1 protein-coding gene is annotated in these 17,564 nt (G+C 71.8%); it reads left to right on the top strand.

Annotation, left to right across the window (positions count from 1 at the left end):
* Positions 1-8 precede the first annotated feature (8 nt).
* Complete coding sequence (locus tag HDA45_RS37955; RefSeq protein WP_184903702.1) at positions 9-17,564, top strand: non-ribosomal peptide synthetase; 17,556 nt, start codon at positions 9-11, stop codon at positions 17,562-17,564.

A 17,564-nucleotide genomic window follows, 5' to 3' on the forward strand; every position in this document is an offset into this window, starting at 1 on the left:
GAAAGACGATGACCGTGCGAGACACGGCGGCCACCACGGACGCCGAGAGAACCGCCGCCCTGCCGGAACTGTTCGCCGACAGGGTGCGCTCGGCCCCGGGCGCCGTCGCCGTCGACGGTGACGTCAGGCTGACCTACGCGGAACTCGCGGACCGGGCCGGACGGCTCGCCGCGCATCTGCGACGCCTGGGACTGCGAGCCGAGGACCGGGTCGCGGTGCTGCTCGAGCGATCCGCCGAACTGGTCGTGACGGAGTTGGCGATCGTGCTCGCGGGCGGCGTCTACGTGCCTCTCGACCGGCGGGCGCCGGACAGCAGGTTGCGGCTGACGCTGGCCGCGGCGGACGTGTCGGTGGTGGTGACCGATCAGCCCGAGCGGACGGCGATCATCCACAGTGGACTGATCGTCCCCGCCGGGGGACCGCTCCCGGAGCGGCAATCCGCGCTGCCGAGGGTGGACGCGGATCAGCTGGCCTACCTCATGCACACCTCGGGTTCGACCGGGAAGCCCAAGGGCGTCGCCGTGCGGCACCGCGACGTCGTGGCGCTGGCGGCCGACAGTCGTTTCACCGGAGGCGCGCACCGCCGCGTGCTGTTCCACTCGCCCGCCGCTTTCGACGCCTCGACCTATGAACTGTGGGTTCCGCTGCTCAACGGCGGGACGGTGGTGGTCGCGCCACCCGGCGACCTGGACGTGGAGGCGCTGAGGAACACCCTGACACGGCACCGGGTCACCGCGCTCTGGCTGACCGCGGGCCTGTTCCGGGTCGTCGCGCAGGAGGCGCCGGACTGCTTCCGCGGCGTGCGGGAGGTCTGGACCGGCGGCGACGTCGTCCCGGCCTCGGCGGTGCGGCGGGTGCTGCGCGGTTGCCCCGGCTTGACGGTGACCGACGGATACGGCCCGACCGAGACCACCACCTTCGCCACGGCCCACCCCATGTCCTCGGTGGACGGTGTTCCCGACGCCGTGCCGATCGGACGTCCGCTCGACGGGGTTCGCGGGCATGTCCTGGACCCCGGGCTGGACCCGGTTCCGCCAGGTCAACCGGGGGAGTTGTTCCTCGCCGGGGCCGGTCTGGCACGGGGCTACTGGGGCAAGCCGGGTGCGACGGCGGAAAGGTTCGTCGCCGATCCGGCAGGCCCGCCCGGGGAGCGCATGTATCGCACCGGGGATCTGGTGCGGCACGGCGAGAACGGCGAGCTGGAGTTCCTCGGCCGCGCCGACGATCAGGTCAAGGTCCGCGGCTTCCGCGTGGAACCGGGCGAGATCGAGTCGGTGCTCGCCGCCGCCCCCGGGGTGCAGGAGATCGTCGTCGTCGCCCGCGAGGAGCGGCCAGGGGTCAAACGGCTGGTCGCCTATGTCGTCGCCCGTCCGGACGAGGAACTCGGGGAGCTGGACCGGGTCGCCGCCGCGTCGCTGCCGGACTACATGGTGCCGTCGGCGTTCGTCGTGCTCGACGCGCTTCCGTTGAGCGCCAACGGGAAGGTCGACCGCCGGGCGCTGCCCGCGCCGCCGGAGGACCGGAGGGCCGGTGAGGCCGCGCCGCGCACGGACACCGAACGCACCGTGGCCCGGATCCTGGGGGACGTGCTCGGGGCGGCCGTCACCGCCACCGACGACGACTTCTTCGCCCTGGGCGGCGACTCGATCCTCGCCGTGCAGGCGTTGTCGCGGCTGCGCCGGACTTTCGGCGCGGACCTGTCGGCGCGGACGGTGTTCGACGCGCCGACGGTCGCGGAACTGGCGCGCCTGCTCGATGAGGCGCCTCGGAGCGAAGAAGCCGCGATCCCCACCACGACGCCGTCGGAGGTTCTCCCGCTTTCCCCGGCGCAACGGCGATTGTGGTTCCTCGACGAGCTGAACGGCGGCAGCGCGGAATACAACACCGCGGTCGGTGTCCGATTGGCGGGGCCGCTGGACGTCGATGGCCTGCGAGGCGCGCTGGCGGCACTCTGCGCCCGCCACGAGTCGCTGCGGACGACCTTCGATTCCGTCGAGGGCGAGGGTGTCCAGCGCGTCGCGGACACGGGCCGGATACCTCTGCGGATCGCGGAATCCGCCGCGGACGACGCCGCTTTGGCGGCTGAGCTGAGCGCGCCGTTCGATCTGCGCACCGGCCCGTTGACCAGGGCCACCCTTTTCCCGCAGGCGCCGGGCGAACACCTGCTCGTGCTGTGTCAGCACCACATCGTCACCGACGGCCGGTCGATCGGGGTCCTGACCGGCGAGCTGCTGGACTTCTACGCCGGGATCAGCCCGCCCGCCTTGCCGCTGGGGTACCGCGACTACACGCTCTGGCGGCAGCGGTCCGACGGCACGGATCAGCTGCGGTACTGGCGGGAGACGCTCGACGGGCTCGAGCCGCTCGCCTTCCCGGCCGACCGGCCGAGGCCGCCTCAGCGCACCACCGAGGGGGCCGTGCACCGCCACGACCTTCCCGCCGAGCTGGTCCGAGGCCTCACCGCCGCGGGACGTCCGCACGGCGCGACACTGTTCATGACGCTGACCGCGGCGGTGCAAGTGCTCTTGTCGGCCTACAGCGGCCAGCGCGACATCGCTGTCGGCACCGCGGTCGCCGGCCGGGACCGGCCCGAATGGGAAGCGCTGACCGGATTCTTCGTCAACACCCTCGTCCTGCGCTCGCTGGTCGACAGCGCGCAGCCGTTCCCGGCCTTCCTCGCCGGATTCCGGGAGACGGTGCTGGAAGCGTTCGCGCACGGCGACGTCCCGTTCGACCGCGTCGTCGACGAGGTGCAGCCCGAACGCGATCCGTCGCGCACGCCGTTGGTGCAGGCCGTCGTCGTCCTGCAGAGCCCGCTCGTCCGGCCGCGTGAGGTCGCCGGCCTGCGGGTGAGCGAGTACGACCTGCCCCGCCCGTCGGCCAGGTTCGACCTGGTCGTCGAGTTCTGGCCGCGGCCCGACGGCCTGCGGGTCACCGTCGAATACGCCACCGCGCTCTTCGACGCCGCGACGATCGCGCAGCTGACCACGAGCCTGGAAGCCCTCCTCACCGGGATCGCCGCCGACCCCGACCGTCCGGTGGGTGACCTCCCGCTGCTCACCGACGCCGATCGCCTGTCCCTGCCCTCCCCGGACGCCTCCCCGGCCATGACCATCACGCGTCTGTTCGACCATCACGCCGAGCGCCGTCCGCAGGCTCCCGCCGTGCTCTTCGGTGACGGCAGCCTCGGCTACGGCGAGCTGCGCGCCCAGGCCGACCGGCTCGCGGGAAGGCTGATCGCGCTCGGTGTGCGGCCGGAAGACCGGGTCGGCGTGCTGATGGACCGCTCGGCCGACCTGGTCGTGGCGGTACTGGGGATCCTCAAGGCGGGTGCCGCCTACCTCCCCTTGGACCTGCGTGCCCCGGCCGACCGCCTCCGACTGCTCCTCGACGGCACGACGGTCCTGCTCACCGACGAAACGTGGCAGGACACCGCCGCCACCGTCCACAACGGACACATCCTGACCCTGCCGGTCAGCGGGGCCGCGGCCACGGTCGTGGTCGACCCCGCGAGCCTGGCCTACGTCGAGTACACCTCGGGCTCGACAGGCTTGCCGAAGGGCGTGGCCGTCCGGCACACCGATGTGGTGGCGCTGGCCACCGACCCCCGGTTCACCGGCGGCGCCCACGAACGCGTACTGCTGCACTCGCCCCTGGCGTTCGACGCCTCCACCTACGAACTCTGGGTTCCGCTCCTGAACGGCGGGGCCGTGGTCGTCGCGCCGCCGGGGGACGTCGACGCCGACATCGTCCGGGAACTGACCGCGCGGCACGGCGTCACCGCGCTCTGGCTCACCGCCGGTCTGTTCCGGCTCTTCGCCGGTGACACGCCGGAGTGCTTCCGTGGTCTGCGGGAAGTCTGGACCGGCGGTGACGTCGTCCCGCCCGAGGCGGTGCGCCGGGTGCTGGACAGCTGCCCTGGTGTCGCGGTCGTCGACGGCTACGGACCGACAGAGACCACGACGTTCGCGACCTCGTTCCGCATGGCGTCCGCCGACGCGGTCCCCGACGTGATCCCGATCGGGACCCCGCTCACCGGCATGCGTGTCTACGTACTCGACGAAGGCCTGCGCCCGGTACCTCGCGGCGCGCTCGGCGAGATCTGCGTGGCCGGTCCGGGACTCGCCAGGGGTTACGCCGCCCGGCCCGGTGCGACGGCCGATCGTTTCGTCGCCTGTCCCTACGGCGCTCCCGGCGAACGCATGTACCGCACCGGGGACCGGGGGCGATGGCGTGCCGACGGGACGCTCGAGTTCGCAGGCCGCGCCGACGACCAGCTCAAGATCCGCGGCTTCCGGGTCGAACCCGCCGAGGTCGAACGCGCGCTGAGCGCCGAAACCGCGGTCGCGCAGGCGGTGGTGACCGCGCACGCCACGGGTGGCCGCAAACAGCTGGTCGCCTACGTCGTGGCGGTCGACGGATCCACAGTGGACACCGACGCGCTCAGGAACACCCTGAGTCACACTCTGCCGGACTATCTCGTGCCCTCGGCATTCGTCGTCCTCGAAGCGCTTCCGCTGAACGCCAACGGGAAGGTCGACAGGCGGGCCTTGCCGGAGCCGCGGTTCGACTCCGGCGGTGACCGGGTGGTCGCGCCGCGGACCGAGCGGGAAGCCGTGCTCGCGGGAATCTGGGCCGACGTCCTCGGCGTGGACCGTGTCGGCGTCGAGGACAACTTCTTCGCCCTGGGCGGCGATTCGATCCTCAGCATCCAGGTCAGCGCCCGCGCCCGCCGGGTGGGGCTGGCGATCACCACGGCGGACCTGTTCCGCCATCAGACCATCGCCGCCCTCGCCCCGGCCTTGTCCGATGTCTCGGCGACGCCCGACCTCGGGCCCGTGTCCGGCGACGTCGTGCCGACGCCGATCCAGCGCTGGTTCTTCGACACGATCGCCGAACCCGGGCGTTTCGACCAGGCCATCGCGGTCGAGCTGGCCGAGGGCACCGACGAAACCGCGCTCGCCGCCGCCGTCGCCACGCTCGTCGAGCATCACGACGCGCTGCGCACGACGTTCACCCGCGAAGGCGAGCAGTGGCGGCTGCACATCACCGGTGCCGAAGACGGCCACTCACTGCTGCGCTGGTCGCTGTCCGGCCCGTCCGGGCGGCGTGTCCTGCATCTGTCCGCCCATCATCTGGCCGTCGACGGGGTGTCCTGGCGGATCCTGCTCGAAGACCTCGACAGGGCGTATCGGCAGGCCGATCTCGGGCCGCGGACCACTTCGTTCCGCGAGTGGGCGGCGCGGCTGTCCGCGCATACGGAAGGCGGCGGCTTCGACGACGAGCTGGCGCACTGGCGCGCGATCCCCGCCGTCGCCCCGATCCCCGTCGACGGGGCAGGTGCCAACACGGTCGCCCGGACGCGGGCGGTCACCGTCCGGCTGAGCGCGGGGGAGACGCTGTCCCTGCTGCGGCGGGTGCCCGAGGTCTACCGGACGCAGGTCAACGACGTCCTGCTGACCGCGCTCGGCCGGACACTGCGGGAGTGGACCGGTCAGGTGCCGGTGATCGATCTGGAAGGTCATGGCCGGGAGGAACTGTTCGACGGCGTCGATCTGTCGCGCACCGTCGGCTGGTTCACCAGTCTGTTCCCGGTGGCGCTGGACGTCCCGCACGAGTGGGGCGCGGCGCTCAAAGCCGTGAAGGAGCGGCTGCGGTCGGTCCCGCGGCGCGGCATCGGCTACGGCGCCCTGCGTTATCTGTCCGGCACGGCCCCGGCCGTCGACCCGCAGATCAGCTTCAACTACCTCGGACGGTTCGATCTGCCCGGCGAGCTGTACACCGGTTCGCACGGCGAACTGTCCTTGGCCGCCGACCCCGGCGGCGTCCGCCCGCATCTGCTCGACGTGGTCGGCCAGGTCACCGGCGACACGCTGGAATTCACCTGGCACTACGCGGACGGCGTGCACGACGAAGCCACCGTGACCCGGTTGGCCGACGGCATGCTGGAGCACCTGCGTGGACTCCTCGAGCACTGCGCCGAACCCGGCGCGGGCGGGCGGACACCGTCGGACTTCCCCCTCGCCGGCCTCGATCAGTCCACTTTGGACGATCTCGTCGGCGACGGCCGGGACGTCGAGGACCTCTACCCGCTGACCCCGATGCAGGCGGGCATGGTGTTCCACGGCCTGGCCCGGCCCGTCGACCGCAACTACTTCGAGCAGGTCTCCTTCGCCCTCGACGACGTCCCCGACCCGCACGCGCTCGGCGCGGCCTGGCAACGGGTGGTCGAGCGGACGCCGGTGCTGCGCAGCCAGGTCGTCTGGGAGGGCGTACCCCAGCCGCTGCAGCTCGTCCGGCGTTCCGTCGAGATCCCGGTGTCCTATCCGGACTGGTCCACTGTGGACGCGGAAGACGCGATGCGAAAGCGGCTGGCCGAAGACCTCGCCGACGGACTCGATCTGACCAGGGCCCCGCTGATGCGGCTGGTCATCGCCAAGGAGACCGCGACGTCGGTCCGGGTGATCTGGACCTTCCACCACGTGCTGCTCGACGGCTGGAGCGTCTTCGGCGTCCTCTCCGACGTCCTCGCCCTGCTGCGTGGCGACAAGCCGCCGACGCGGCGTCCGTTCCGCGACTACGCCGCCTGGCTCGCCGCGCAGGACGACGCCGCCGCCGAAACCCACTGGCGGGCCGAACTCGCCGGGGTGACACCGACCCCGCTGCCCGGCGATCGCGGAGCCCGCGCCCACTCGGCCAGCTCGTCCGCCCGTGTCCGGGTGGAGCTCGACGACGCCGCGACAGCCGGAGTCCAGGCCTTCGCGCGACGGCATCACCTGACGCTCAACACGATCGTCCAGGGCGCCTGGGCCGTCCTGCTCGCGCGCTACAGCGGCGAGTCCGAGGTGTGCTTCGGCGCGACGGTGTCCGGCCGCCCGGTCGAACTGCCCGGTGCGGACGACATCCCCGGCCTGTTCATCAACACCCTCCCGGTGCGGGTGAAGCTCGACTCCGGGCGCGGTCTCGCCGACTGGCTGCGGGAACTGCAGGCGGCGCAGGCGGAATCGCGCCGGTTCGGCCACGTCGGCCTGCCGCGGTTGCAGTCCTGGAGCGACGACGGCGGCAGCCTGTTCGACAGCATCGTCGTCTTCGAGAACTACCCTGTCGCGGACCTCCCCGGGCTGCGCGACGTCCGCGCGGCCGAACGCACCAACTACCCGCTCGGTGTCGTCGCGTACCCGGGCAGGCGGCTGTCCTTGATGCTGACCCACGATCCCGAACTGATCGGCCCGGAGCTGGCCGAGAGGCTCGCGGGGCACCTCGAAACGCTGATCCGCGGGTTCGCGGACGCACCGCACGAGCCCGTGACGCGGGTGCCGATGCTGGCCGAACCGGAGATCCGGCACCTGCTCCGCGAGCGCGACACGACCGCCGGGGAAGTGCCCGACGGGACGGTGCCCGGGCTGTTCGAGGCCCGCGCGCGCCGGAACCCCGAAGCCATCGCGCTGGTGGCAGGCGAGCGGACCATCACGTACAGGGAGCTCGACCTCCGGGCCAACCGGCTGGCGAACAGATTGCGCGAGCTCGGGGTCCGGGCCGAAGACCGGGTCGCGGTGCTGATGGACCGTTCGCCCGAACTCGTCGTCGCCGAGCTCGCGATCGTGAAGGCCGGCGGCGCCTACCTGCCGCTGGACCTGCGCGCACCCGTCGAGCGGTTGCGGCTGCTGCTGAGTGAGGCCGAGGCCGGCGTGGTCGTCACCGACCAGGCTTGGCTGTCCACCGCCGAAGAGATCCACCGCGGGGTGATCGTCACCGACGCGGGCGACTCTCCGGAGACTCCGCCCGCCGTGACGGTCGACGCCGAGCAACTCGCCTACGTCATCTACACCTCGGGTTCGACCGGGAAGCCGAAGGGCGTCGCCGCCCGGCATCGCGACGTCCTCGCCCTGGCGGCCGATCAGCGTTTCGCGGCCCACGACCGGGTCCTGCTGCACTCACCGCAGGCGTTCGACGCGTCGACGTACGAGCTGTGGGTGCCGCTGCTGAACGGCGGCACGGTCGTGCTGGCCCCGCCGGGCGACCTCGACGTCCACACCCTCGGCCGGGTGATCACCACGCACGACGTGACCGGTGTCTTCATGACGACCGGTCTGTTCCGGCTCGTCGCGCAGGAAGCGCCGGAGATGTTCGCCGGGGTCCGCGAGGTCTGGACCGGCGGAGACGCCGTGCCCGCCGTCGCGCTGCGCCGGGTGCGTGCCGCGTGCCCGCGCACCCTGGTCGCCGATGTCTACGGCCCCACCGAGACCACGACCTTCGCGACCGTGCACCCGCTGCCGGGCGAGGTGCCCGACGTCGTGCCGATCGGGGCTCCGCTGGACAACACCCGCGGCTACGTCCTCGACGGCGACCTGCGGCTCGCCCCGCCGGGCGCGCCCGGCGAACTGCACCTCGCCGGGGCCGGGCTCGCGCGCGGCTACCTCGGACGTCCCGGGCTGACCGCCGACCGGTTCGTCGCGGATCCGTACGGGCCGCCGGGGGAGCGGATGTACCGCACCGGCGACATCGTGCGCTGGAACGACGACGAGGCCCTCGAATTCGTCGGCCGGGTGGACGAACAGGTCAAGATCCGCGGCTTCCGCGTCGAACCGAGCGAGATCGAGGCCGCGCTGGGCGAGCATCCCGACGTCGAACAGGCGGCCGTGCTGGCTCGCGCGGACGGCGGCGTGAAACGACTGGTCGCCTACGTCGTCGGAGAAACCGAAGGGCTCGGGGAGTTCCTGGGCCGGACGCTGCCGGACTACATGATCCCGGCCGCGTTCGTACGACTCGAGAAGTTCCCGGTCAACGTCAACGGGAAGCTCGACCGCACCGCGCTGCCCACCCCCGACTTCGGCGTCCGCGACCACGTGGCGCCGCGCACCGACCGCGAACGCGTGCTCACCGGCATCTGGGCCGAGGTACTGGGCGTCGGACGGGTCGGCGCGACCGACGACTTCTTCGAACTCGGCGGCGACTCGATCCTCAGCATCCAGGTGGTGTCGAGGGCTCGCCGCGCCGGGCTGGAACTGCTGCCCGGCGACCTGTTCGCCCACCGCACCCCGGCGGCGCTCGCCGTCGCGGCGCGCACCGCCACGGAGGTCGCGGAACGCGGACCGGTCAGCGGCGAAGTGCCGCTCACCCCGATCCAGCGCTGGTTCTTCGCGACCCAGACCGCCGAGCCGGACCACTTCCACCAGTTCGTCCACTTAGGACCAGAGCGGGTCGATCCCGTCGCTGCGCGCAAGGCCGTGGACGCGCTGCTGGAGCACCACGACGCCCTGCGGATGCGGTTCACCGAAGACGGACGGAACCAGGAGAACGGCCCCGTCGGCGCCGAAACACCGTTGATCCGGCTCGACATCTCCGAGCACGACGTCACCCTCGCCGTCCACCACCTCGTCGTCGACGGCGTCTCCTGGCGGGTACTCGCCGAGGACTTCGATCGCGGGTACGCCCAGGCCCTGCGGGGTGAGCCGATCGACCTCGGACCGCGTACCACGTCCTTCCGGGAGTGGGCGATCAGGCTCACCGAGCACACCGACGGCGGCGGATTCGACGACGAACTGGAGCACTGGCGCGGTCTGCCCGGTGACCTCTCGATCCCTCTCGACGGTGAGGGCGAGTCCACGGTCGCCTCGATGCGCGCGGTCACCGTGCGGCTTCCCGAGCCGGAGACCGAAGCGCTGCTGCGGGAAGTGCCCGCCGCCTACCGCACACAGGTCAACGACGTCCTGCTGACCGCGCTCGGCCGCGTCCTGCGGGACTGGACGGGCCGGATCCCGGTCATCGACCTCGAAGGACACGGGCGTGAGGACCTGTTCGACGACGTCGACCTGTCCCGGACGGTCGGCTGGTTCACCAGCGTCTTCCCGGTGGCGCTGGACGTCCCGGAAGACTGGGGCGTGGCGCTGAAGTCGGTGAAGGAGGACCTGCGCGCGGTCCCGCGACGCGGCATCGGCTACGGCGCGCTGCGCTACCTGGCCGGGACCGCGCCGGCGATCGACCCGGCCGTGAGCTTCAACTACCTCGGACGGTTCACCTCGGGCAGGCTGGAATCCGACGAGAGCGAACGTTCGGCGCGGGCGCATCTGCTCGACGTCGTCGGCCGTGTCGAGTCCGGCGAACTCGAACTGACCTGGTACTACACCGACGGCGTCCACCACGAGTCCACTGTGGACAGGCTCGCCGAGGCGATGCTCGCCGCGTTGCGGGAGATCATCGCGCACTGCGCCGCACCGGGCGCCGGCGGGCGGACCCCGTCCGACTTCCCGCTGGTCACCCTCGACCAATCCACAGTGGACGATCTGGTCGGCGACGGCCGGGCGGTCGAAGACCTCTATCCGCTCACGCCGATGCAAGCGGGGATGGTGTTCCATTCCCTTTCGCAGCAGGAAGAGCGGCTCTACTTCCAGCAGGTCGGATTCGTCCTCGAAGGCGCCGAAGACGTCGAGGCGCTGGCCAGGGCCTGGCAGCGGGTCGTCGATCGCACGCCGGTTCTGCGCACGCGGATCGCGTGGGAGGGGGTACCGGAACCCGTGCAGGTGGTGCGGCGGCAGGTGAGCGTCCCGATCACCCTGCTCGACTGGCGTGGGCACACCCCGGCCGGACAGGAGCGGTTCTGGCAAGAGGTCCTGGTCGCCGACCGGGCCGACGGGCTCGACCTGGCCGGGGAGTCCTTGCTGCGCTTGACCCTGGCGCGGCTGTCGGACACGGAAGTCCGTGTCCTGTGGACGTTCCACCACCTCCTGCTCGACGGCTGGAGCGTGTTCGGGGTGCTGTCCGACGTCTTCGCCGCCTACGCCGGGGCTGAAGTGCCCGAGCGGCCGCCCTTCCGTGACTACGTGGCCTGGCTGGACCGTCAGGACGACACCGAAGCGGAACGGCACTGGCGCCGCGAGCTCGGCGATTTCACCGCTCCCGCAAGGCTTTCGGCTCAGGACCACACGAGCCGTTCGGCCGAGTGGCTGCGGGTTCCCCTCGAGAGTTCCGCACGGCTCAGCGACGCCGCGCGGAAGGCGGGGCTCACGATGAACACCGTCCTGCAGGGCGCGTGGGCACTGGTGCTGTCGCGGCTCACCGGCGAGCGTGACGTCTGCTTCGGCACCACCGTGTCCGGCCGTCCGGTCGAACTGGCCGGCGCCGACGACATCACCGGCATCTTCATCAACACGCTGCCGGTCCGTGTCACCACCGATCGTGCCCCGGTCGTGAAATGGCTGGCGGAGTTGCAGGAACGGCAGGTGGAATCCCGCAAGTACGGGCATCTGCCACTGACGAAGTTGCAGGCGTGGAGCGGGAGCGACGGCGGCCTCTTCGACAGCATCGTCGTCTTCGAGAACTACCCGATCGACGCCGCCACCCGGGCGACGGACGGGCTTCGGCTGCGCGACGTCGACGCCGCCGAAACGACGAACTACCCGATCAGCGTCGTCGCGTCGCCGGGGGAGCGGCTGACCCTCGACGTCGGCTACGACACCGAACTGTTCGACACCGCGGCGGCCGAACGGATCACGCGGCAGCTCGTCGGGGTGCTCGACGCGTTCGCGGAGGATCTGAACCGCCCGCTCGACGGCATCGATCTGCTCACCGAGTCGGAACGGCTGCAGATCCTCGGCGACTGGAACGACACCGCGTTCCCGTTGCCGGAAGGAAGTCTCGCAGAACTCTTCGCCCGGCAGGTCGCGCGCACCCCCGGTGCCGTGGCTCTCACGGGTGACGACGTCCGTCTGACGTACGCGGAACTGGACGAGCGGGCCGACCGGCTCGCCCGGTATCTGGCTTCCCTCGGCGCCGGACCCGAAACCGTCGTCGGCGTGCTCATGGACCGCTCTACAGAGCTGGTCATCGCCGAACTCGCCATCGTCAAGGCGGGTGCGGCGTACCTGCCTCTCGACACCCGGGCGCCCGCACCACGGCTGGAGGCGCTTCTGGACGGCGTCCCCCTCCTCGTCACCGACCACGTCCGGGCCGAATCCGTGGTCCACCAGGGACAGATCGTCGTCCCCGACGGGCAGACCGCGGACGTGCCGCTGCGCGCGGCGGCGCCGGACAACCTCGCGTACGTGATGTACACGTCGGGTTCGACGGGCAAGCCGAAGGGCGTGGCCGTACGTCAGCGGGACGTCGTCGCCCTGGCGGCCGACCGGCGCTTCGCCGCGCACGAGCGGGTCCTGCTGCACGCTTCGCCCGCCTTCGACGCCTCCACCTACGAACTCTGGGTCCCGCTGCTCAACGGCGGCACCGTCGTCGTGGCGCCGCCCGGCGACCTCGACGTCGAAACCCTCCGGCGGGTCATCGCCGACCACGGCGTCCACGGGGCGTTCTTCACCGCCGGTCTGTTCCGGTTGCTGGCGCAGGAGGCCCCGGACACCTTCCGCGGGATGCGCGAGGTCTGGGCCGGCGGTGACGTGGTCCCGGCCGCGTCGGTGCGGCGGGTGCGGGAGGCGTGCCCCGGCACGGTCGTCGTCGACGGCTACGGCCCGACCGAGACGACGACCTTCGCCACCTCGCATCCCATCCCGGGCGAAGTCCCCGGCGTCATCCCGATCGGCAAGCCGCTCGACAACATGCGTGCCTACGTCCTCGACGCGGACCTGCGCCTCGTGCCCCAGGGCGCGCCCGGTGAGCTGCACCTCGCCGGGGCGGGCCTGGCACGCGGGTACTTCGGCGATCCCGCGCTGACCGCCGACCGGTTCCGGCCCGACCCGTTCGGGCCGCCGGGGGAGCGGATGTACCGCACCGGAGACCTCGTCCGCTGGAATCCGCACGGGGAACTGGAGTACACCGGCCGCGTCGACGAGCAGGTCAAGGTGCGTGGGTTCCGGATCGAACCGGCGGAGATCGAAACGGCGCTGACCACACATCCCGGCGTCGGCGAGGCCGCCGTCCTGACCAGGGAAGACCACGGCGTCAAACGACTCGTCGCCTACCACACCGGCGACGCGGACGGCCTGGCCGCGTTCCTCGGGCGGACCCTGCCGGACTACATGGTCCCGGCGGCCTTCGTCCGGCTCGACCGCTTCCCGTTGAACGCCAACGGGAAGATCGACAGGCATGCCCTCCCCGCCCCGGACTTCGGCGAAAAGGCCGTCCGGACCGCGCCCGCGACCGAAGCCGAACGGGCACTCGCCGGGATCTGGGCGGACGTCCTCGGTGTCGCGGACGTCGGTGCCGAAGCCAACTTCTTCGCGCTGGGCGGGGACTCGATCCTCAGCATCCAGGTCGTGTCGCGCGCCCGCCGCGCCGGGCTGATCCTGGTACCCCACGACGTCTTCCGGCATCCGACCCTCGCCGCGCTGGCCGCCCACGCCGGTGGCGACACCGGACCGTCGGCCGAGCAGGGGCCGGTCACCGGGACGGCACCGCTCACCCCGATCCAGCACTGGTACTTCGCCACCCAGCCGGATCGGTTCGACCAGCGAGTGGTGCTGGAGTTCACCGAGGACGTCGACGAAACGGCGTTGCGCCGCGCGCTGGAAACCGTCTGGGCGCACCATGACGGGCTGCGGCTGCGCTTCGAACGAGGCCGGGCCCAGCACGGCGAACCGGTCCACGCGACGGACCTGCTCACCGACGAGATCGCGTTCGACCTCCAACAGGGTCCATTGCTGGCGGCGGTACTCGAAGGAAGACGGCTGACGCTGGCCGCGCACCACCTCGTCGTCGACGGCGTTTCCTGGCGGATCCTGCTGGAGGATCTGGAAACCGCCTATCGCGGCGGCGAACTCGGGCCGAAGACGACGTCGTACCTCGCGTGGGCCCGGCGGCTCGCGGAGTATGCCGCTTCAGGCGGTTTCGAGGACGAACTGGCGCACTGGCGGGCGATCCCGCGGGTGCCGGCCGCCGGTCCGGCCACGATCGCCGACACCGGCGAAGTGACCGTCCGGCTCACCGCCGAGGAGACGCGCGCCCTCCTGCGGGACGTGCCCGAGGTCTACCGCACGCAGGTCAACGACGTCCTGCTCGCCGCACTGGGCCGCGTGCTGCGGGACTGGACCGGCCGGACCCCCGTGATCGACCTGGAGGGCCACGGACGCGAGGACCTGTTCGACGACGTCGACCTGTCCCGCACGGTCGGGTGGTTCACCAGCCTGTTTCCGGTGGCGCTCGACGTCCCGGACGGCTGGGGCGCGGCACTCAAATCGGTGAAGGAGCAGCTCCGGGCCGTGCCGCGGCGCGGGATCGGCTACGGCGCCCTGCGGTACCTGACCGGTGCCGTGCCGGACATCGATCCCCAGGTCGGCTTCAACTACCTCGGCCGGTTCGACGACGCCGAGGAAGGCGCGTTCCGGACCGGCGCCCTCGACGCCGACGTCGACCCGGCCGCTCCCGCCGGCCACGCGCTCGACATCGTCGGCCGCGTCGTGGCGGGGACGCTGGAGCTGACGTGGGCGCACGTCACCACCCGGCACACCCGTGACACCGTCGAGGAACTGGCGGGCAGGATGCTGGCCGCCCTGCGGGAGATCATCGCGCACTGCGCCGCACCGGAAGCCGGTGGCCGGACACCGTCGGACTACCCGCTGGCCGCCCTCGATCAGTCCATAGTGGACGCCCTGGTCGGTGACGGCCGCGCCATCGAGGACGTCTATCCGGTCACGCCGATGCAGGGCGGGATGGTGTTCCACGGGCTTTCCCAGACCGCGCAAGGTATGTACGTCGAGCAAGCGACGTTCGTGCTCGAAGGTGTCACCGACCTCGAGCGGCTCGCTGAGGCATGGCAGCGGGTGGTCGACAGGACGCCGGTGCTGCGCACGGAGTTCGTCTGGGCCGGGGTCGAAGAGCCGCTGCAGGTGGTGCGCCGCGAGGCGAGGCTCCCGGTTCGCTTGCTCGACGAGCCCGGTGAGGATCACCAAGAAGGCCTCGATCTCGCGGAGGCGCCGCTGATGCGCGTGGCGCTGGCGCGGTTGTCGCCGACAGAGGTCCAGGTGCTGTGGACGTTCCACCACGCGCTGCTCGACGGCTGGAGCGTCTTCCACGTTCTTTCGGATGTCTGCGGTGCCTATGCCGGGCAGACCCTGCCCACCAGGCCGCCGTTCCGCGACTACCTCGCCTGGCTCGACGGCCTCGACCGGAGCGACGCGGAACGTTTCTGGCGCCGGACCCTCGCCGGGATCGAGGGCCCGACCCCGGTTCCCGGCGACCGGACGCCCGCGGCCGGGCACATCGCCTGTTCGTCCGACTGGCTGCCCGTCCGGCTGGACGAGGCCGCGACCACCCGGCTCGACGCGTTCGTCAAACGTCACGGCCTCACCCCCAACGCGGTCCTGCAAGGCGCCTGGGCACTGCTGCTCTCGGCCTACAGCGGGCAGGACGACGTCGTGTTCGGATCCACCGTCTCCGGCCGCCCGCCCGAGGTGGCGAACGTGGACCGGATCACCGGCATCTTCATCAACACACTGCCGGTCCGGGTCGAGGTCGACCGCGGCGCCCGTGTCGCCGAGTGGCTCGCGGGCCTGCAGGCGGAGCAGGCCGAGGCCCGTCGTCACGGACATCTGCCGCTCGCGCTGGTCCAGGGCTGGGCCGAGCTGCCGGGGGGAGTGAGTCTCTGCGAGAGCCTGATGGTGTTCGAGAACTACCCGATCACCGGCGCCGAAGCCGGCCACGGCCTGACCGTGCGCGACCTGTCGGCGCGGGAGACGACGAACTTCCCGCTCACCGTCGTGGCCTCACCGGGCCGTGAGCTGACCATCGACCTGGGCTACGACCCGGCCCTGTTCGACCTCGCCACGGTGACCCGGCTGGCCGGTCATCTGCTCACGCTGCTCCGGGAACTGAGCGAAGACGGCGATCGGGCGGTCACGGCGGTGTCGATGTCGACCCCGGACGACGAGCTCCTGCTGGCGGAGTGGACGGAGACCGGCGCGGAACCCCCGGCCCGGTCGCTGCCGGAGCTGTTCGCCGAGCAGGTCCGCGCCCGGCCGGACGCGGTCGCGGCCGTCCTCGACGGCGAGAGGGTCACCTACGCCGAGCTGAACCGGCGAGCGAACCGGCTGGCGAACCGCCTGATCGGGCTCGGGCTGCGGCCGGAGGAACCGGTCGGCCTCGTCACCGGCCGGGCGGGCACGGTGGTGGCCGAACTGGGTGTGGTCAAGGCGGGCGGGGCCTATCTCCCGCTCGACACCCGCGCCCCGGCGGAACGACGGCAGGCGCTGCTGGAAGGCGTCCGGTTCGTCGTCTCCGACACGGACCATCCGCGTGCCATCCAACTGTCCTCTGTGGATGGTGAGCCGGACGGTGATCCTTCCGTCGTCGTCGATCCCGATCAGCTGGCGTACGTCATGTACACGTCCGGATCCACCGGCACGCCGAAGGGTGTCGCCGTCCGGCACCGTGACGTCGCCGCTCTGGCCGGGGACAGCCGCTTCCGGGGCGGAGGGCACGAACGGGTGCTGCTGCATTCCCCGGCGGCCTTCGACGCCACCACCTACGAACTATGGGTACCGCTGCTCACCGGCGGCCGCGTCGTCACCGCGCCGGAGGGCGACCTCGACGCGCCCCGGTTGCGGGCGTCGATCCGCGAGTTCGGGCTGACCGGCATGTGGATCACCGCGGGCCTGTTCCGGGTGCTGGCACAGGAAAGCCCGGACTGCTTCGCCGGTCTGCGCGAGGTGTGGACCGGCGGCGACGTCGTACCCGCCGAGGCGGTGCGGCGAGTGCTGGGCGCCTGCCCGGGGTTGCGTGTCGTCGACGGCTACGGCCCGACCGAGACGACCACCTTCGCCACCGCCCACCCGATGGACGAGACGGTGCCGGACCGGATCCCCATCGGCAGGCCGCTGGACGGCATCCTCGCCCGCGTCCTGGATTCGGGCCTGAGTCCGGTGCCGCCGGGGGTGCCGGGGGAGCTGTACCTCGCCGGGGCCGGGCTGGCCCGCGGGTACCGGAACCGTCCCGGCCTGACCGCCGACCGGTTCCTCGCCGCCCCGGGCGGACAGCGCATGTACCGCACCGGCGACATCGTCCGCTGGACCGGCGAAGGCACTCTCGAATTCCTCGGCCGGGCGGACGACCAGGTGAAGCTGCGGGGGTTCCGTGTCGAACCCGGCGAGGTCGAGGCCGTGCTGGCGCGGCATCCCGCCGTGTCGCAGGCCGCCGTCGTGGTCCGCGAGGACCAGCCCGGTTCGAAACAGCTTGTCGCCTACGTCGTCTCGGACGCCGGCGAAGAAACACTGCGCGCCTTCTTGGCCGGGGCGCTACCCGATTACCTGGTGCCGACGGCGTTCGTCGCGCTGGACCGGATCCCGGTCAGCGCCAACGGGAAGCTCGACCGGAAGGCGCTGCCCGCGCCCGCCGCGCGGGAGTCCGGGCACGTCGAGCCGGAAACCGAAACCGAACAGGCGCTCGCCGGGATCTGGGCCGACGTACTCGGCGTGGACCGGATCGGCGCCGAGGACAACTTCTTCGCACTGGGCGGGGATTCGCTGCGGAGCCTGCACATCGCGGCGAAGGCGAGCGCCTTGTTCGCCGTCCGGCTCACCCCGGCCGACGTCCTGACCGCGCGCACCGTCGCGGGGCTGGCCGGAACGGTCGAGGAACTCATCTTGGGCGAGCTCGAAAGCCTCGCCTCCGAAACGGAAGCGTGA

It is taken from the genome of Amycolatopsis umgeniensis (assembly GCF_014205155.1).
Lineage (GTDB): Bacteria > Actinomycetota > Actinomycetes > Mycobacteriales > Pseudonocardiaceae > Amycolatopsis > Amycolatopsis umgeniensis.

Bases quoted from the DNA above. Each gene is read 5' to 3' on its own strand.
- HDA45_RS37955 (WP_184903702.1), top strand. From the start codon at position 9: ATGACCGTGCGAGACACGGCGGCCACCACGGACGCCGAGAGAACCGCC.